15 protein-coding genes, 3 tRNA genes and 1 pseudogene are annotated in these 17,130 nt (G+C 57.2%); 3 read left to right on the top strand and 16 right to left on the bottom strand.

What is annotated here, in order from left to right:
• Nucleotides 1-237, top strand: a pseudogene (locus AC1D2P_RS06635) (IS110 family transposase); the annotation flags it as partial.
• A gap of 19 nt (nucleotides 238-256) precedes the next feature.
• Here the strand turns inward: AC1D2P_RS06635 and AC1D2P_RS06630 are convergent.
• The 3 genes from AC1D2P_RS06630 to ampD form a co-directional block, all read right to left on the bottom strand.
• Nucleotides 257-2,287: a methyl-accepting chemotaxis protein gene (locus AC1D2P_RS06630; RefSeq protein WP_109787627.1), complete on the bottom strand. Its 2,031-nt coding sequence runs from the start codon at nucleotides 2,285-2,287 to the stop codon at nucleotides 257-259.
• 264 nt (nucleotides 2,288-2,551) lie between these two features.
• Nucleotides 2,552-3,388, bottom strand: a complete 837-nt coding sequence (gene ampE / locus AC1D2P_RS06625) for a regulatory signaling modulator protein AmpE (protein ID WP_477758421.1) — start codon at nucleotides 3,386-3,388, stop codon at nucleotides 2,552-2,554.
• The gene (gene ampD, locus AC1D2P_RS06620) at nucleotides 3,385-3,945 is read right to left on the bottom strand and encodes a 1,6-anhydro-N-acetylmuramyl-L-alanine amidase AmpD (protein ID WP_046031934.1); all 561 of its coding nucleotides are present in this window, start codon (nucleotides 3,943-3,945) and stop codon (nucleotides 3,385-3,387) included. Before ampD ends, ampE begins: the two co-directional genes overlap by 4 nt.
• 239 nt (nucleotides 3,946-4,184) lie before the next feature.
• Here ampD and nadC point away from each other — a divergent pair, with 239 nt between their 5' ends.
• Complete coding sequence (gene nadC, locus AC1D2P_RS06615) at nucleotides 4,185-5,033, top strand: carboxylating nicotinate-nucleotide diphosphorylase (protein WP_109787626.1); 849 nt, start codon at nucleotides 4,185-4,187, stop codon at nucleotides 5,031-5,033.
• Between the two features lie 51 nt (nucleotides 5,034-5,084).
• On the opposite strand, the gene AC1D2P_RS06610 is transcribed toward nadC, so the two are convergent.
• Nucleotides 5,085-5,390, bottom strand: a complete 306-nt coding sequence (locus AC1D2P_RS06610; protein WP_046031932.1) for a DUF6388 family protein — start codon at nucleotides 5,388-5,390, stop codon at nucleotides 5,085-5,087.
• Between the two features lie 316 nt (nucleotides 5,391-5,706).
• Here AC1D2P_RS06610 and AC1D2P_RS06605 point away from each other — a divergent pair, with 316 nt between their 5' ends.
• Entirely contained in the window at nucleotides 5,707-6,612 is a 906-nt protein-coding gene (locus AC1D2P_RS06605; protein ID WP_109787625.1) for a coiled-coil domain-containing protein, read from the top strand.
• Between the two features lie 9 nt (nucleotides 6,613-6,621).
• Here AC1D2P_RS06605 and AC1D2P_RS06600 read toward each other — a convergent pair.
• From AC1D2P_RS06600 to tpiA, 12 genes are all read right to left on the bottom strand, one after another.
• Nucleotides 6,622-6,697, bottom strand: a tRNA-Thr gene (locus tag AC1D2P_RS06600).
• A 129-nt stretch (nucleotides 6,698-6,826) separates the two neighbouring features.
• Nucleotides 6,827-8,932, bottom strand: coding sequence for a polyribonucleotide nucleotidyltransferase (gene pnp / locus AC1D2P_RS06595; protein WP_007942868.1), 2,106 nt, complete (start codon nucleotides 8,930-8,932; stop codon nucleotides 6,827-6,829).
• A 198-nt stretch (nucleotides 8,933-9,130) separates the two neighbouring features.
• Nucleotides 9,131-9,400, bottom strand: a complete 270-nt coding sequence (gene rpsO / locus AC1D2P_RS06590; RefSeq protein ID WP_003177875.1) for a 30S ribosomal protein S15 — start codon at nucleotides 9,398-9,400, stop codon at nucleotides 9,131-9,133.
• 117 nt (nucleotides 9,401-9,517) lie between these two features.
• Nucleotides 9,518-10,435, bottom strand: a complete 918-nt coding sequence (truB, locus tag AC1D2P_RS06585) for a tRNA pseudouridine(55) synthase TruB (protein ID WP_027924464.1) — start codon at nucleotides 10,433-10,435, stop codon at nucleotides 9,518-9,520.
• Nucleotides 10,436-10,438: 3 nt separating this feature from the next.
• A complete protein-coding gene (rbfA, locus tag AC1D2P_RS06580; RefSeq protein WP_109787600.1) occupies nucleotides 10,439-10,840 on the bottom strand; it encodes a 30S ribosome-binding factor RbfA in 402 nt (133 codons plus the stop codon).
• A 159-nt stretch (nucleotides 10,841-10,999) separates the two neighbouring features.
• Complete coding sequence (gene infB / locus AC1D2P_RS06575; RefSeq protein ID WP_109787599.1) at nucleotides 11,000-13,531, bottom strand: translation initiation factor IF-2; 2,532 nt, start codon at nucleotides 13,529-13,531, stop codon at nucleotides 11,000-11,002.
• 27 nt (nucleotides 13,532-13,558) lie between these two features.
• Nucleotides 13,559-15,040 carry a transcription termination factor NusA gene (nusA, locus tag AC1D2P_RS06570; protein WP_007900474.1) on the bottom strand — a complete coding sequence of 494 codons (1,482 nt, stop codon included), beginning with the start codon at nucleotides 15,038-15,040 and terminating at the stop codon, nucleotides 13,559-13,561.
• A gap of 47 nt (nucleotides 15,041-15,087) precedes the next feature.
• Nucleotides 15,088-15,546 (bottom strand): ribosome maturation factor RimP, encoded by a 459-nt coding sequence (gene rimP, locus AC1D2P_RS06565; RefSeq protein WP_010463487.1) that lies wholly within the window; start codon nucleotides 15,544-15,546, stop codon nucleotides 15,088-15,090.
• Between the two features lie 138 nt (nucleotides 15,547-15,684).
• Nucleotides 15,685-15,761 (bottom strand) — tRNA-Met (locus AC1D2P_RS06560).
• Between the two features lie 97 nt (nucleotides 15,762-15,858).
• Nucleotides 15,859-15,944 (bottom strand) — tRNA-Leu (locus AC1D2P_RS06555).
• Between the two features lie 22 nt (nucleotides 15,945-15,966).
• Nucleotides 15,967-16,350, bottom strand: a complete 384-nt coding sequence (secG, locus tag AC1D2P_RS06550) for a preprotein translocase subunit SecG (RefSeq protein WP_017336473.1) — start codon at nucleotides 16,348-16,350, stop codon at nucleotides 15,967-15,969.
• A 4-nt stretch (nucleotides 16,351-16,354) separates the two neighbouring features.
• A complete protein-coding gene (gene tpiA / locus AC1D2P_RS06545; protein ID WP_109787597.1) occupies nucleotides 16,355-17,110 on the bottom strand; it encodes a triose-phosphate isomerase in 756 nt (251 codons plus the stop codon).
• Between the last annotated feature and the right edge of the window lie 20 nt (nucleotides 17,111-17,130).

Below are 17,130 nucleotides of genomic sequence, written 5' to 3'. Positions count from 1 at the left end.
CACCTGTCCAAAAAAGGCGATACGGAGCTGCGGCGCCTGGCTCACAACGCGGCGATGGCGGCTTGTCGGTCTGCCACCTGGAAACCGTACTATGAGTCCTATCTCGTCAGAGGCTTGGCAAAAACCCAAGCCCTGGTGATCCTCGCCCGCAAGCTATGCCGGGTGGCATTCGCTCTCATGAAAAACCAGAGCGAATACCAGCCAAATTTAAGGCTGCAGGGTTCCCCTGCAACATAGAATCTCCCACAACTTTTACTCAAACCCTGAACGCGCTGATCAGGTGTTTGAGCTCCACCACCTGAGCGGACAACGCGCGGCTGGCATCTTCGGTCTGGTGCGCGCCTTCGGCGGTCCGTTCCCCGGCCCGGTTGATCTCGACGATGTTCTGATCAATGTCGTGGGCGACGGCAGTCTGCTGCTCGACAGCGGCGGCGATCTGCTGGTTCTGGTCAACGATCATGCCGACAGCGCCGAGGATGTTTTCCAGCGCCTGCTGGACCTTCTCCGACTGCCCGACCGTGCCATCGGCCACCTGATGGCTGATGCCCATGGCTTTCACCGCCGCGCCGACGCCGCTGTGAAGCTTGCTGATCATCTGCTCGATTTCTTCGGTCGATTGCTGGGTGCGCTTGGCCAGCGTGCGGACCTCATCGGCCACCACCGCAAAACCACGCCCCTGTTCCCCGGCCCGAGCGGCTTCGATGGCGGCGTTAAGGGCCAACAGATTGGTCTGTTCAGCGATGCTTTTGATCACCTCTAGCACGCGGCTGATGGACTGGCTGTCGCTGGCCAGTTGATTGATCACCAGCACCGACTGATCGATCTCGCTGGCCAATTGCGCGATGCTGCCCTGCTGGGACGCCACCAGCCCGCGACCGCTGATGGTCTCGTCGTTGACACTGTGGGCACTGCTGACTGCAGCGGCGGCACTGCGCGCCACCTCAAGGGAGGTCGCCGACATTTGGTTCATGGCAGTGGCGACCTGTTCGATCTGACTACGTTGCCCGGCCACCGCCTGGTTGCTCTGGGTAGAAACGCTTTGAACCTGCCCGGCCTGGCGCTCGACCTCGTTGACGGTCTGCCCGACGCGTTCGATCAGGTCATGGATTTTCTTCACGGTGCCGTTGAACACCTCGCCCAGCTCACCGAGTTCATCACGACTTTCGGCGCGGAAGGTCACCGTCATGTCGCCCGCAGCGACCGTGTCCATCATGGCGCCAAGTCGTTTGAGGGTGGTGCGGGTGGACGCGTAGAAGCCGCCGTAAAGGTAAAAAATCAATACAAACACCACTGACAACGCCACGGCCTGCAAGACCATGTGAGTGCGGTTCTGCTCCAGTCGCTGCTGCAACTGGGAACCCAGGAACTTCAGCGTGGCTTCGTTGAGTTGGTAGGTCTGGTCCATCAGGGCAGTGACTTGATCGTAAAAACCCTGCCAGGGTGCATCGAGGGTGTCTGCCATCACCACTTTTTCTTCGAACAGCTCACTGGCTTTTTTCAGGGAGGCTTTGCTGCTATCGGCTTGAGCGGCCAGGGTTTCATGCGCCGCTTTGCTGGAGCCCAGTGCATCCTGCAATTTCAGGCTGTATTCGCCCTGGAGTTTTTCGATCTGCGCCAACAACTCATCGAACCGAGTGCTGGATGCCGAGTTGAGAAAGCCCTGCCCCAGGGAATAGGACCCCATCGCCCGGCCATCGCCCAACAGTTGGGTCACAGGCGGGGTGACGTTGGTGATCAGTTCGCTCAGTTGACGCATGTCGCTTTGGCTGTCACGGCTGAGGCCAGCCTGAGTGGCGATGATCTGGCTGAAAATCTGCGCATTACCAAGCAGCTTGCCGATCATTCCGCTTTTGCTTTGCAGGGAGGTTTCCGCTTGCTGGGCCTTGAACGCCGCGATCATTTCATCGCGTTTGCCGTTGAAAACGCTGATCTGCTCCGGATCTGTGGTCATCGCCGTCAGTCCTTGCAGACGCGCCAGGATACTTTGCCCTAGCGTGCCGATCTGCGACTCGATATTGCCGGCCTTGCCAGACTGCCCGAGTGTGACGTTGATCTGCACCAGATTGTTCAGGGTTTCCAGGTCTCGCCGCAGCGTCAGGCCGCTGCCCAGCAGGTCGAGGCTCTGCAGTTCAACTTGTGTGCCCTGAAACTCACGATAGGAATCGCGCACCAGATAGAAGTTGGTGACTAGCATCGGCACCAAAAACAGCACACTGATCAGGCTGAACTTCATGCCGAAGCTCAGTCGATTCATCAGCGCGACGGCGGGATAGAGCAAGCTCTTCACTGGAAGTCTCCCTTTGCATTCTTATTTTTATTTGGCAGGCGCAGCTCAGCGGCAGATAGCCACTATTCAGCGCTATCCCTGTATATCTTAAATCGGCAGGTGGTTTTGTAACTTAAGGTTAACGGGAGGAGGCACAGGCCCGCAGCAGCCTGCGTGCGGCTGCGAAGCATGCACCGTGGTTTGGCAGGTTGAACGCGTCGTTTGGATACATGGCGGCTGTGCAGCCGGACGCAGGCAGCGCCAGCTGCTACAGGCATCGGTGGGTTACGGCAGGACAGTCCACAGCGCGAAACCGGCGTACCAGAGCACTGCCGCGCGCAATAGCAACTCCCAGATCCGGTCCAGATTGTTGATGCCATCCGGCCCGACGACCGGTGCAGGAATTTCACCGGCCACCAGCCCAACCTTCTCGATCAACTGGGCGGCGCTGATGTTCCAGTTCAGCAACTCATGCAGCATCACCCGACTAACGGCAACAAAATTGCCGACCAGCGAAAAACTCGCCGCCAGCAACCGCACCGGTACCCAATCAAAGGCATGACGCAATTGTGCCGCGCGTTCGACCACGCCCGGGTTCTGCCCATGCTCTTCGGCCAGCGCCAACAGGCGATAACTCAGGGCCGCGACCGGTCCGAGCAGGAAGTACCAGAAAATCACCGCAAAGAAACTCTGGTAGGCCTCCCACAGCAAGTGCGCTTCGACCCGCTCCAGCAATTGCTCGCCGCTGTCGGCGCAAATATCCAGGTCCCGTTTGGCCACATGCGCGGCAGCTTGCAGGTCTTCGCGGCGCCAGGCATCGCGAAACGGACCGAGGCCGGCCAGCAGGTCACCGCGTCCCAGGCTGTAAATCACCACCAGCAAATGCACCGGTAACGCCAGCAGACCGTAAGCCAACGGATCCAGCACCACCAGCAGCAAGCCCAGCAGCGCGACCGGCAACAACACCAGGATGAACAATATCAACCATGGCCGGTCGATCAGACGTGGCGTGACCTCAAGCTTGTTCAGCTCGCGCACCCAACCGCCATCACGCTGGACCCGATGACGCAGGGCCGAGAATTTCTCGATCCATACCGCCAACAGCAACACCAGAAAACTCATTGTCCTTCCTCTTTTGCCAGGGCTGCGCGATAGCGTGCCCAGTCGAACGCGGGTCCTGGATCGGTCTTGCGCCCCGGTGCAATGTCGCTATGTCCGCAAATACGCTGCGCGGTGATGCCGGGATAAGCACTTTGCAGTTGGCGGGTCAAAGCTGTCAGCGCGTGATATTGAGCATCAGTGAACGGCAGATCATCCGTGCCTTCGAGCTCGATGCCCACGGAAAAATCGTTACAGGTTTCCCGGCCCTCGAAACTTGAAACACCAGCATGCCAAGCCCGATCAAGACAAGAGACAAACTGAGTGACAGTACCGTCACGCTCAATCAGAAAGTGGGCCGACACCCGCAAGTCAGCAATGCCTTCAAAATAAGGATGCTCCGTGACATCCAGACGATTCTGGAAGAATTCCTGCACTTTGCCAGTGGCGAACTGCGCAGGCGGCAAGCTGATGTTGTGGATCACCAGCAGGGAAATTTCGCCCGAGGGGCGCGCATTGTGGTTGGGTGAGAGGCATACATGCACGTCCTGACACCAACCGCTCGCGAGGTCCAACTGCATACAGGTTCCTTCAACGAAGTCTGTGTTGGCGTTCAGTATGCCGCGATAGCCCCTCGGGACGCGATCACTTGCCGCCATTGAGTCGGCGCTTCGCACTGAAATAGACGCTGCAGGCGGGCATCGACTTAGCCAGCGAATCGACCAATTGCAGCCCTCAGCGTCAACGGAACACCTCGGACACCTTGGGTTGATTCGTGCCATGGCCCTATAATCGGGGCACTTTGTTTGTGGAGTCCGTTATGCCGAATCTACGCCTCGCCGATTTGACTGCCGAAATCGAAGCCAACGTACGCCGTGCGTTGCGTGAAGACATCGGCAGCGGCGATATCACCGCGCAGTTGATCCCGGCCGAGCGCCTGGCAAAAGCCACCATCATCACCCGTGATGCCGCCGTCATTGCCGGCACGGCGTGGGTCGATGCTGTGTTCCGGCAACTGGACCCGCGGGTTGCGGTGCATTGGCAGGTCAAGGATGGCGAGCGGGTAATACCCAATCAGATTCTGTTCCACCTGGAAGGTCCGGCGCGCTCACTGCTCACCGGCGAACGCAGCGCGCTGAACTTCCTGCAAATGCTGTCGGGCGTGGCCACGCGTGCGCAATACCTGGCGGACTTTGTCGCCAATACTCAAGTGAAGCTGCTCGACACCCGAAAAACCCTGCCTGGCTTGCGTCTGGCGCAAAAGTACGCCGTCACCTGCGGCGGTTGCCATAACCATCGTATCGGCCTTTACGACGCCTTCCTGATCAAGGAAAACCATATCGCTGCCAGCGGTGGCATCCCGGAAGCCATTAACGCCGCCCACAAGATTGCACCGGGTAAACCGGTGGAGATCGAAGTGGAAAGCCTGGATGAGCTCAAAGAAGCGCTGGCGGCGGGTGCCGACATCATCATGCTCGATGAATTGAGCCTGGATGACATGCGCGAAGCCGTGCGTCTGAACGCAGGCAAGGCAAAACTGGAAGCCAGTGGCGGGATCAACGAAAGCACGCTGCTGCCCATCGCCGAAACCGGGGTGGATTACATCTCGATTGGCGCGATGACCAAGGACGTGAAGGCTGTCGATCTGTCGATGCGGTTAAGCCTCTGATCGAGCCTTGTAGAACGAAAAACGCCAGCCTTGTTCAGGCTGGCGTTTTTGTCAGACCACCAGATTGTTCATCTCGCAGTACTCTTCCCACTCAACGCCCAACACCTCGGCCGCCTCCTTGTGCAGTGCCAGGCGTGCAGCCTCGTACTCTTCCGGGGTCGAAGTGTACTTGAGCGTCAATTCCCACGGCTGCAAGCCCTGGGCCTCGGCCTCGTCCTCGAACGCCCACTGGATCTGGTCTTTCTGATCATCGGCGGGCAGGTCTTTGATTTCGTCCATCAATTCAGGCGCGTCCAGCACGTACTTCTTCAGCGCTTCTGCGTGCCTGGCTTCCTGGGTCAATTCTTTAACGGTCATGTCGTTCTCGCTGATCTGGGGAATGGAAGATGGATCTGGATCATCAAGGATCTCTCTGACGCAAAAAACCGGTTGAAGCCCGGTTTATCTGGCCTTCAGAACCATTCGGGGATCATCTGAAAACTGCAAAGCGGTGCTTGTGCAAGCTTCGAATATAGGACGTTTGCTTGCCGATTTATATGGACTTTTACATCAAATCTACAAAAAAAGACTGGAGGAACCTTTCTGAAAATTTTGTCTCGCGTCGCAGGAACAACACGTAAAAGGTAAAGTCATAGCGATGTGCCATATAAGCACTTCACAAGGAACCCTAGTGATGTCCGGTCTTACCAAATGTTCGTCTGCCCTTCTCTCTGCTGGCACGGCTGCCCTTCTTCTTGGCAGCCTGGCGTTGTCAAATACCGCTCAAGCCTTGGAGTACAACACCGACAGCGCTTCGACTTCCGATAAATTTCTCGCTTTCCACAACTATTACGGCAAAGACGTGATGGTCAGATCCAGCGTCAGTACCGAGGATGTGGAGAAATTACAAAGAACCATAAAAACCAATACGGCTGATCTGGAAGAGCTGAAGAAAACCGTCAGTGAACAAGCGCGCCTCATCGAAGAGCTCAAGCGTAACAACGGCTCCAGTTCCAGCTCCAACGCCAGCGAAGTGACCAACCTCAAGCGTACCCTCGGCGAACACGAAACCGGCCTGAAAAATCTCGCCAAGGCAATGGACGAACTCAAACGCAACAGCGGTTCGAGCTCCAGCACCAACACCAGCGAAATGACGGACCTCAAGCGTACCGTCAGCGAACAGCAAAACGGCCTGGTCGCCATGGCCAAGCAGTTGGACGAGCTCAAGCGCAACAGTGGCCAGAGTTCCAGCTCTAGCTCCAGCGAAGTTTCTGATCTCAAACGCAACGTCAGCGAGCAGGATAACAACCTGAAAAAGCTCGCCAGTCAGATGGACGACCTCAAACGCAGCAGCAGTTCGAGCTCCAGCTCCAGTTCCAGTTCCAGCGAAGTGGCCAGTCTCAAGCGCTCAGTCGACGAACAGGATAATGACCTCAAAAGACTCGCCAGCCAGGTCGAAGACCTCAAGCGCAGTGCTGGATCGAGTTCCAGCTCAAGCTCCAGCGACCTGTCCAGCCTGAAGCGGGAAGTCAGCGATCAAGACAATCAACTGAATCAGCTCAAACGCGAGGTGGATGATCTGAGCAGAAAGGTGAAATAAACGGGGGAATGGTGCCCGAGACAGGAATCGAACCTGCGACCTTCGCGTTACGAGTGCGCTGCTCTACCGGCTGAGCTACACGGGCGGTGGGCTAAACCTAGCACCGGTCGCAAGGTCCGGCAACTTGAGGCTCGCCACAGTCATTTCAACAGACAAAAAAATGCCCCGCCGTTTGCACGGCGGGGCATTTTATTGCACTAAGGAGTTGGGCTGATTAAACGCCCGAAGCCTTGGCTGCTGCTACGTCTTTGATGGACAGCTTGATACGGCCGCGGTTGTCCACGTCCAGTACCAGTACTTCCACTTCCTGGCCTTCTTTCAGGATGTCGGTCACTTTCTCAACGCGAGCGTCGCTCAGCATCGAGATGTGAACCAGACCGTCCTTGCCTGGCAGGATGTTGACGAATGCGCCGAAGTCGACGATGCGCTCAACCTTACCGACGTAGATCTTGCCGATTTCAGCTTCAGCGGTGATGCCCAGAACGCGCTGGCGTGCCGCCTCAGCCGCTTCCTTGGTTTCGCCGAAGATCTTGATCGAGCCGTCGTCTTCGATGTCGATCGAAGCCTTGGTCTCTTCACAGATCGCACGAATGGTCGCGCCGCCTTTACCGATGACATCACGGATTTTGTCGGTGTCGATTTTCATCGCGATCATGGTCGGAGCGTTTTCCGACAGTTCGGTACGCGACTGGCCAATGATCTGGTTCATCTGACCGAGGATGTTCAGGCGCGCTTCCAGGGCTTGGCCCAGAGCGATCTCCATGATTTCTTCGGTGATGCCTTTGATCTTGATGTCCATCTGCAGCGCGGTAACACCCTTGGCGGTACCGGCTACTTTGAAGTCCATGTCGCCGAGGTGGTCTTCGTCACCCAGGATGTCGGTCAGGATGGCGAATTTCTCGCCTTCTTTAACCAGACCCATCGCGATACCGGCAACCGGTGCCTTCATCGGAACGCCAGCGTCCATCAGGGCCAGGGAAGCGCCGCAAACGGAAGCCATCGAGCTCGAACCGTTGGACTCGGTGATTTCCGACACAACACGAATGGTGTACGGGAACACGTCAGCGGCAGGCAGCATGGCTGCAATCGAACGACGGGCCAGACGGCCGTGACCGATTTCGCGACGACCAGCGCCACCCATGCGACCACACTCACCTACCGAGAATGGAGGGAAGTTGTAGTGCAGCATGAACGGGTCTTTTTTCTCGCCTTCCAAGGTATCCAGCAGTTGTGCGTCACGGGCGGTGCCCAGTGTTGCAACAACCAGAGCCTGGGTTTCGCCACGGGTAAACAAAGCCGAACCGTGGGTCTTAGGCAGAACACCGACTTCGATGTTCAACGGACGTACGGTCTTGGTGTCGCGGCCGTCGATACGTGGCTTGCCGTTAACGATGTTTTCGCGAACGGTGCGGTATTCGATTTCGCCGAAAGCCGCTTTGACTTCGCTGGACGAAGGTTGGCCTTCTTCACCGGACAGCTTGGCAACAACCTGGTCTTTCAGCTCACCCAGGCGAGCGTAACGGTCGGCCTTGATGGTGATGGTGTAAGCCTGGGAGATCGCGTCGCCGAACTCGGCACGGATAGCGCCCAGCAGAGCAGTGGCTTCTGGCTGTGGAGCCCAGGTCCAGGTCGGCTTGGCAGCTTCGGCAGCCAGTTCTTTAACGGCGTTGATCACAACCTGGAACTCGTCGTGAGCAAACAGTACCGCGCCCAGCATCTGGTCTTCGGTCAGCTCTTTGGCTTCCGATTCAACCATCAACACGGCTTCCGAAGTACCGGCAACGACCATGTCCAGGCTCGAAGCTTTCTGTTGTTCGTAAGTCGGGTTCAGCAGGTAGCCGGTGCTTTCGTGGAACGCAACGCGGGCAGCGCCGATCGGGCCATCGAAAGGAATGCCGGAGATGGCCAGGGCAGCCGAGGTACCGATCATCGCAGCGATGTCCGGATCGGTCTTCTTGCTGGTGGAAACGACGGTGCAGACAACCTGCACTTCGTTCATGAAGCCTTCTGGGAACAGAGGACGGATCGGACGATCGATCAGTCGGGAAGTCAGGGTTTCTTTCTCGGAAGGACGGCCTTCGCGCTTGAAGAAACCGCCAGGGATCTTACCGGCAGCGTAAGTTTTTTCCTGGTAGTGAACGGACAGAGGGAAGAAGCCCTTGCCTGGATCGGCTTGCTTGGCACCGACTACGGTCACCAATACGCTGACGTCGTCGTCAACGGTGACCAATACTGCGCCGGAGGCCTGACGGGCGATACGGCCAGTCTCGAGGGTAACGGTCGACTGACCGAACTGGAATTTTTTGATTACCGGGTTCACGGTGTCCTACCTTCTTTTGTGGCTCTTGGGGAACTTGTCTTCTTGCGAAATTCTTGGGCAACGCCGGGAATCGGCCCGACAGTGATTGTCCAGGGTAAAGCAGGTATCCAGATAAAACTTGAGGCTGGGAGCCTGCCATGCGCCAGCAGGAAACCCACTGACGAACGACAGACAACCAACCTCTAGCGCAATCGCTTATTAGCGACGCAGACCCAGGCGACCGATCAGAGTCTGATAGCGACCCAGATCCTTGCCTTTCAGGTAGTCCAGCAGCTTACGACGCTGGTTTACCATGCGGATCAGACCACGACGGGAGTGGTGATCTTTACCGTTGGCCTTGAAGTGACCTTGCAGCTTGTTGATGTTGTGGGTCAGCAGTGCAACTTGCACTTCTGGCGAACCAGTGTCACCAACAGCTTGCTGGTAGTCAGCTACGATTTGAGCTTTTTCTTGAACGTCGAGAGCCATGAGGCAATCCTTTTATCAGGAAACTGTTTCAGAAAAACAGTTTCAACAGGCCAGGGACAAATCCCTGTATCTAAAAATGAGTAGTGACCGTGCCTGTTAACAGCCACCCTCGTCCGGTCATTCTGACCGAATCAGTCGACGCGGCGCGATGCGCCCGTCTTCGCTCACTTCACCGATACCGATGAAACGACCGTTGTGATCCTGTACCCGCACCATGCCGAACTTCGGTGCATCCGGGGCTCGTACCGGTTGGCCGTTAAGCCAGTAGAACGAGCTGTGCTCCGAGAACTGCAACAGCGGCCAATCCAGCAAGCCACTGTCCGATGGCATCAGGAAGCGATCAACCGCTTCATTGCCGCCTTCGGCATGTACTGCTTCCAACTCTTCGAGCGTGACCGTCTGCGCCAGCGTGAAAGGCCCGGCCTGGGTACGTCGCAATTCAGCAACGTAAGCGCCACAACCGAGTTTCTCACCGATATCCTCCACCAGGGTGCGGATATAGGTGCCTTTGCTGCAATCCACCGCAAGCCGCGCAGTATCACCCTCAAAGGCCAGCAATTCCAAGCGCGCAATAGTAACAGAACGCGGTTCGCGCTCCACTACTTCGCCTGCACGGGCCAGCTTGTACAGCGGCTGCCCATCACGCTTGAGCGCCGAGTACATCGGCGGTATCTGACTGATTTGCCCACGAAAACCGGGTAAAACAGCTTCGACATCGGCGCGACCAACGGTCACCGGACGCTCCTGCAAAACTTCACCCTCGGCATCGGCCGTGGTGGTGGTCTTGCCTAATTGCGCCAGGGTTTCGTAACCCTTGTCGGAATCGAGCAGGTACTGCGAGAACTTGGTCGCCTCACCAAAGCACAACGGCAAAACGCCGGTGGCCAGCGGATCGAGACTGCCGGTGTGCCCGGCCTTCTCGGCATTGAGCAACCAGCGAACCTTTTGCAGCGCCGCGTTGGAGGTGAACCCCAGCGGTTTGTCGAGCAGAATAATACCGCTGACGTTACGACGGATACGTTTGACCTGAGCCACCGATTACTCCTTGGTGTCTTCGGCTTCAGCCGCTTCCGGGTGCTGATTGTCTTCAGCGACCGCACGCTCGATCAGGGCCGACAGATGCGCGCCACGCACGACGCTTTCGTCGTAGTGGAAGTGCAACTGCGGAACGCTGCGCAACTTCATTTCGCGAGCCAACTGCATGCGCAGGAAACCGGCAGCAGAGTTGAGCACCTTGATGCTTTGCGCGATGTCTTCGGCGTTGTCCTGGCCCATCACGGTGATGAAGATCTTGGCGTGACCGACGTCACGGCTGACTTCAACAGCGGTAATGGTGACCAGACCGACGCGCGGGTCTTTGACTTCACGACGGATCAGTTGTGCCAGCTCACGCTGCATCTGATCGCCGATACGTTGGGTACGGCTGTATTCTTTTGCCATGTCTTGTTACCTGTTACTGCCCCACGGTGAAACCCGAGGGGTCTGAAAGCGGCAAACGCCCGGCCTGACAAAAGCCAGACCGGGCGTTGCGTTTAGAGTCCTGACGCTGCGCCGCGCATCTGCATGCGGCGGCTCGACGTGGCCCTTGAAGTGCGCGAGTTAGAGGCTGCGAGCAACCTGAACCTTCTCGAAGACTTCGATCTTGTCACCGACTTTGACGTCGTTGTAGCTCTTCACGCCGATACCGCATTCCATGCCGGCACGTACTTCGGAAGCGTCATCCTTGAAGCGGCGCAGGGATTCCAGCTCGCCTTCGAAGATAACGATGTCTTCACGCAGTACACGGATTGGACGGTTACGGTGAACAACACCTTCGATAACCATGCAACCGGCGATCGCGCCAAACTTCGGCGAACGGAACACGTCACGCACTTCAGCAGTACCCAGGATGTTCTCGCGAACATCGCTGCCCAGCATACCGGTCAGGGCTTTCTTGACGTCTTCGATGATGTCGTAGATCACGTTGTAGTAACGCATATCCAGACCTTCCTGCTCGACGATCTTGCGAGCGCCAGCATCGGCACGCACGTTGAAGCCGAACAGTACAGCGTTGGAGGCCAGTGCCAGGTTAGCGTCGGACTCGGTGATACCACCCACGCCGCCACCCACAACACGCACTTGCACTTCGTCGTTACCCAGGCCGTTCAAGGCACCGTTCAACGCTTCCAGCGAACCACGGACGTCGGATTTGAGGACGATGTTGAGCGTCTTCTTCTCTGCCTGACCCATGTTTTCGAAGATGTTTTCAAGCTTGCCGGCGTGAGCACGGGCCAGCTTGACTTCGCGGAACTTGCCTTGACGGAACAGAGCCACTTCACGGGCTTTCTTCTCGTCCGACAGCACGCTCATCTCATCGCCAGCGTCCGGGGTACCGTCCAGGCCGAGGATCTCGACAGGGATGGAAGGACCGGCTTCTTTGATCGGCTTGCCGTTCTCGTCGAGCATGGCACGTACACGGCCGTAGTTCGAACCGACCAGCACCATGTCGCCTTGGCGCAGGGTACCGTCTTGAACCAGAACGGTTGCAACCGGGCCACGACCTTTGTCGAGACGCGATTCAACCACGACGCCACGGCCAGGAGCCGATGGAGTCGCTTTCAGTTCCAGAACTTCGGCTTGCAGCAGAACAGCTTCGAGCAACTCGTCCACACCAGTACCGACTTTCGCCGAAACCGATACGAACGGGGTGTCGCCGCCCCACTCTTCCGAGGTCACGCCGTGAACCGACAGCTCGCTACGGATGCGATCGAGATCAGCGCCCGGCTTGTCGATTTTGTTCACTGCAACGACCAGTGGAACACCGGCAGCCTTGGCGTGCTGAACGGCTTCAATGGTCTGCGGCATCACGCCGTCGTCCGCTGCAACCACCAGGATCACGATGTCGGTCGCCTTGGCACCACGGGCACGCATTGCGGTAAACGCGGCGTGACCCGGGGTGTCGAGGAAAGTGACCATGCCGCGATCAGTTTCAACGTGGTACGCACCGATGTGCTGGGTGATACCGCCGGCTTCGCCAGCAGCTACCTTCGCACGACGGATGTAGTCGAGCAGCGAGGTTTTACCGTGGTCAACGTGGCCCATGACGGTCACAACCGGTGCACGGGAGAACGTCTCACCTTCAAACTTCAGGGACTCGGCCAGGGAATCTTCCAGGGCGGTGTCGCTGACCAGGGTCACTTTGTGGCCCAGTTCTTCGGCTACCAGCTGAGCAGTTTCCTGATCAAGCACCTGGTTGATGGTCGCTGGAGTACCCAGTTTGAACATGAACTTGATGATTTCAGCAGCCTTGACCGACATCTGATTGGCGAGATCGCCAACAGTGATGGTCTCGCCAATCTGCACATCACGCACGACAGGGCCGGTTGGGCTCTGGAAACCGTGGGCGTTGCGTTTCTTCAGCTTGGCCTTGCCGCGACCACCACGACGGAAGCCATCGCTTTCTTCGTCGGTAGTACGTGGCGCAACACGTGGCGCAGGCGCTTTCTCTTTGACCGAAGCACGATGCGGAGCGTTTTTGCGCTCGCCATCACCACCGCCGCTGCGACGATTGTTATCGTCGGCACGTGGTTTGTCCGGACGGCGCTGTTCGTTCTGCTTGTTGCGAACGTCAGCAGACGGTGCTGGTGCAGCCGCTACAACCGGCGCGCTTTCACGCACAGGTTCAGCAACTGCAGCAGGCGCTGCAACAGCGTCAGTCGAACCGTTTTGCGCAGCAGCAGGCTGGCGACGCGCTTCTTCTTCGGCGCGACGCTTGGCTTCTTCTTCAGCCTTCTGACGGGCAGCATTTTCTACTGCGCGACGTTCATCCAGTTCGCGTTTGCGCTCGGCTTCGATTTCTTCCGGGCTGCGCTGTACGAAAACTTTCTTTTTGCGGACTTCAACGCTGATGCTTTTGCTGCCAGCAACACGCAGGGTGCTGGTGGTTTTACGCTGCAGCGTGATCTTGCGTGGTTCTTCCACTTTCGCCTTGTGGCTGCTTTTCAAGTGAGTCAGCAACGATTGCTTCTCACTGTCAGTCACACTTTCTTCGGCGGCGGTGTGCGGCAGACCTGCCTCACGCATCTGCTGCAACAGGCGCTCTACCGGTGTTTTGACCTCATCGGCCAGTTGTTTCACCGTGACTTGCGTCATGCACTTCTCTCCTCAGGCCGCGCCTAATTACTCGAACCAGTGGGCTCGGGCGGCCATGATCAACTTGCCGGCACGATCATCGTCAATGCCGTCGATGTCGAGCAGGTCGTCAATAGACTGCTCGGCCAGGTCTTCGCGGGTAATTACRCCGCGCACCGCCAGTTCCATCGCCAAATCCTTGTCCATACCCTCAAGCGAGAGCAGGTCTTCGGCCGGATGGGCGTCTGCCAGCTTTTCCTCAGTAGCGATGGCTTTGGTCAACAAACGATCCTTGGCACGAGCGCGAAGCTCGTTGACGGTTTCTTCGTCAAAGCCGTCGATGTTGAGCATTTCTTCCAACGGTACGTAGGCAATCTCTTCCAGGCTGGTGAAGCCTTCATCTACCAGCACCTGCGCCAGGTCTTCGTCGACTTCCAGCTCGTCGATGAAGTTGCGCAGGATGTCGCCGGTTTCTGCTTGCTGCTTAGCCTGGATGTCCGATTCGGTCATCACGTTCAGGGTCCAGCCAGTCAATTGGCTAGCCAGACGCACGTTCTGACCACCACGACCGATGGCCTGAGCCAGATTGTCTGCGCCAACGGCGATGTCCATTGCATGGGCATCTTCGTCAACGATAATTGCCGCAACTTCAGCCGGGGACATGGCGTTGATTACGAACTGAGCCGGGTTGTCGTCCCACAGGACGATGTCCACACGCTCACCGCCCAACTCACCCGACACTGCCTGGACTCGCGAACCGCGCATACCGATGCAAGCGCCCTGCGGGTCGATGCGTTTGTCCTTGGAGCGGACCGCGATCTTGGCGCGCGAACCCGGATCACGGGATGCAGCCATTACTTCGATCAGGCCTTCAGCAATTTCCGGCACTTCGATGCGGAACAACTCGATCAGCATTTCCGGCGCGGTGCGCGACAGGATCAACTGCGGGCCGCGGTTCTCGGTGCGGATTTCCTTGAGCAGCGCACGCAGACGTACGCCAACACGGAAAGTTTCGCGAGAAATGATGTCTTCACGAGCCAGCAGCGCTTCAGCGTTGTTACCCAGGTCGACAATCACATTGTCGCGGGTCACTTTCTTCACGGTGCCGGAGATGATTTCCCCCAGGCGCTCGCGATAGGCATCAACGACTTGAGCACGCTCGGCTTCGCGAACTTTCTGCACAATGACTTGCTTGGCAGTCTGTGCAGCGATGCGGCCGAACTCGATGGACTCGATCTTTTCTTCGACTACATCACCAACCTTGGCACCAGGATGCGTTTCCGCAACCTTGCTCGGCCAGGTTTCGATGGCCGGATCGTCCAGATCTGCTTCTTCGACGACCGTCCAACGACGGAATGTCTCATAAGCACCGGTGTGGCGATTGATTTCCACACGCAGATCGACTTCGTCCTCGAAACGCTTTTTGGTAGCAGTGGCCAGGGCCAGCTCCAGCGCTTCAAAAATTACGTTTGCCGGTACGCCCTTTTCATTGGATACCGACTCAACAACCAGCAGTACTTCTTTGCTCATCGTACGCCTCGCCTTTCGCAAGCCATTGGATCCGCGGGATCCGCGTCTCAGTCAAAACTGGGAATAATGTTGGCCTTGTCGATCATATCGATCGGCAACAGGAACTCATGGTCTTCCACCTGCACCACGACGTCCTGTTCTTCTACACCGCGCAGAAGGCCCTGAAAGTTGCGTCGTCCTTCAAAAGGCGAGCGCAGCTTGATCTTCACTTGTTCACCGGCAAATTTTGCAAACTGCTCAATAGTGAACAGAGGGCGTTCCATGCCAGGCGAGGAAACTTCAAGGGTGTATTCAACGGCGATTGGATCTTCAACATCCAGGACACCGCTGATCTGACGGCTGACAATGGCGCAATCGTCCACCAGCACGCCGCCCTCTTTATCAATATAAACGCGCAACATCGAGTGACGACCCTGAGCCGAAAACTCGATACCCCAGCATTCATAGCCCAGGGCCACGACCACCGGGGCCAACAAGGCCTGCAACTCTTCTAGCTTGCTCGACACCTGAACCCCCTCGTGCATGTATGTGCATGCTATGCAAAATAAAAAAATGGGCGAAACGCCCATCCTTGAAACGCCGTCGAACAGCGGCGTTGAAAGTGTCCAGCTAACAAAAAGCCCCTTAAAAGGGGCTCCTTAAACTGGTTGCGGGGGCCGGATTTGAACCGACGACCTTCGGGTTATGAGCCCGACGAGCTACCAGACTGCTCCACCCCGCGACAAAGCTGGGGCGGAAGTATACGACCGATCCCCTACAGGGTCAATGTAACCTTCCACCTGCAAGAAAGCCCGCAACAGCGGGCTCTCCTGACTAATTGGTACCGAGAAGGGGACTCGAACCCCTACACCCTATGGGCACAACCACCTCAAGGTTGCGTGTCTACCAATTCCACCACCTCGGCAATACTACGTTTGAAACCCTTCTTACTTCTGCTCTTGAGCTGGAGGCACGTCAGTCGCTGGAGTAGCCGACTTTTGCTCTTGAAGCACCGGGACATCATCAGAAGCCGGTTGTTGCTTTGGAACTTCCAACACCGCTGGGTTTGGCAAACCTACTTGAGTCAGCTGGTGAGCTTTCTCTTTAGCAAAGTAACCTAACCCTAAGCTGGTTATGAAGAAACCTGCGGCAAGTATAGCAGTAAACTTACTAAGAAAGGTAGAGGAACCTTGGCTTCCGAACACAGTATTTGAAGCACCTGCTCCGAAAGACGCACCAGCATCTGCACCTTTACCCTGCTGTAGCAATACCAGAGCAACTACGCCCAATGCACCCAGCAGATGAAAAACGACTACGACTGTTTCCAGCATTTTTTCAGTTTCCCGCGGCGCGACAGATCGCACCGAACTCATCTGCATTCAGGGAAGCCCCACCAATGAGACCCCCATCGATATCCGGCATGCCGAACAGTTCGACCGCATTGGCCGCCTTCACGCTGCCGCCGTATAGAAGCCGCACACCTTGTGCGATTTCAGAATTCTTTTCCGCCAACTGCGCCCGAATGGCTGCATGCACATCCTGCGCCTGTTGCGGCGAAGCCGTCAGCCCGGTGCCAATGGCCCAGACCGGCTCGTAAGCGATCACAGCCTTTGCAAACACACCAACACCCAGCTCGTCGATAATGCTGTCCAGCTGAGCTGAGACAACTTCGATCGTTTTCCCAGCTTCACGCTGCTCAAGGGTCTCCCCTATGCACAACACCGGAATCAAGCCAGATGCCTGTGCCGCTGCGAACTTGCGAATCAGCACTGCATCCTGCTCGCCCATTATCTGGCGGCGCTCGGAGTGCCCGACAAGCACCAGGGAACAACCTGCATCCACCAACTGACTCGGTGCAACCTCACCGGTCAACGCACCTTGCTCGGATTCCACCGCAGAGTCCTGCGCGCCGACCGAGATCGACTTTCCTTGCAAGCCATCAATCACTTGATTGATATGCAGGCAAGACGGGAATACCGCTACATCAACACCGCTCGGCAAGGCCAAGTCACGAAGGCCGTTGATCAGCTCAGCGACGCTGGCGCGGGTACCGTGCATCTTCCAGTTACCAGCTACCATAGGGCGACGCATGCTGTACCTCGTCGGTCAAA

This window comes from Pseudomonas sp. P1_F1_2 (genome assembly GCF_056405815.1).
This window is presented reverse-complemented; position numbering and strand designations above follow the sequence as displayed.

What these genes read in the sequence shown, in the direction of transcription:
- ampD (WP_046031934.1), bottom strand. Translation starts at nt 3,945, where the DNA reads ATGCAGTTGGACCTCGCGAGCGGTTGGTGTCAGGACGTGCATGTATGC.
- secG (WP_017336473.1), bottom strand. Translation starts at nt 16,350, where the DNA reads ATGCTGGAAACAGTCGTAGTCGTTTTTCATCTGCTGGGTGCATTGGGC.
- ampE (WP_477758421.1), bottom strand. Translation starts at nt 3,388, where the DNA reads ATGAGTTTTCTGGTGTTGCTGTTGGCGGTATGGATCGAGAAATTCTCG.
- tpiA (WP_109787597.1), bottom strand. Translation starts at nt 17,110, where the DNA reads ATGCGTCGCCCTATGGTAGCTGGTAACTGGAAGATGCACGGTACCCGC.
- AC1D2P_RS06610 (WP_046031932.1), bottom strand. Translation starts at nt 5,390, where the DNA reads ATGACCGTTAAAGAATTGACCCAGGAAGCCAGGCACGCAGAAGCGCTG.
- nadC (WP_109787626.1), top strand. Translation starts at nt 4,185, where the DNA reads ATGCCGAATCTACGCCTCGCCGATTTGACTGCCGAAATCGAAGCCAAC.
- rpsO (WP_003177875.1), bottom strand. Translation starts at nt 9,400, where the DNA reads ATGGCTCTCGACGTTCAAGAAAAAGCTCAAATCGTAGCTGACTACCAG.
- AC1D2P_RS06605 (WP_109787625.1), top strand. Translation starts at nt 5,707, where the DNA reads ATGTCCGGTCTTACCAAATGTTCGTCTGCCCTTCTCTCTGCTGGCACG.
- rbfA (WP_109787600.1), bottom strand. Translation starts at nt 10,840, where the DNA reads ATGGCAAAAGAATACAGCCGTACCCAACGTATCGGCGATCAGATGCAG.
- infB (WP_109787599.1), bottom strand. Translation starts at nt 13,531, where the DNA reads ATGACGCAAGTCACGGTGAAACAACTGGCCGATGAGGTCAAAACACCG.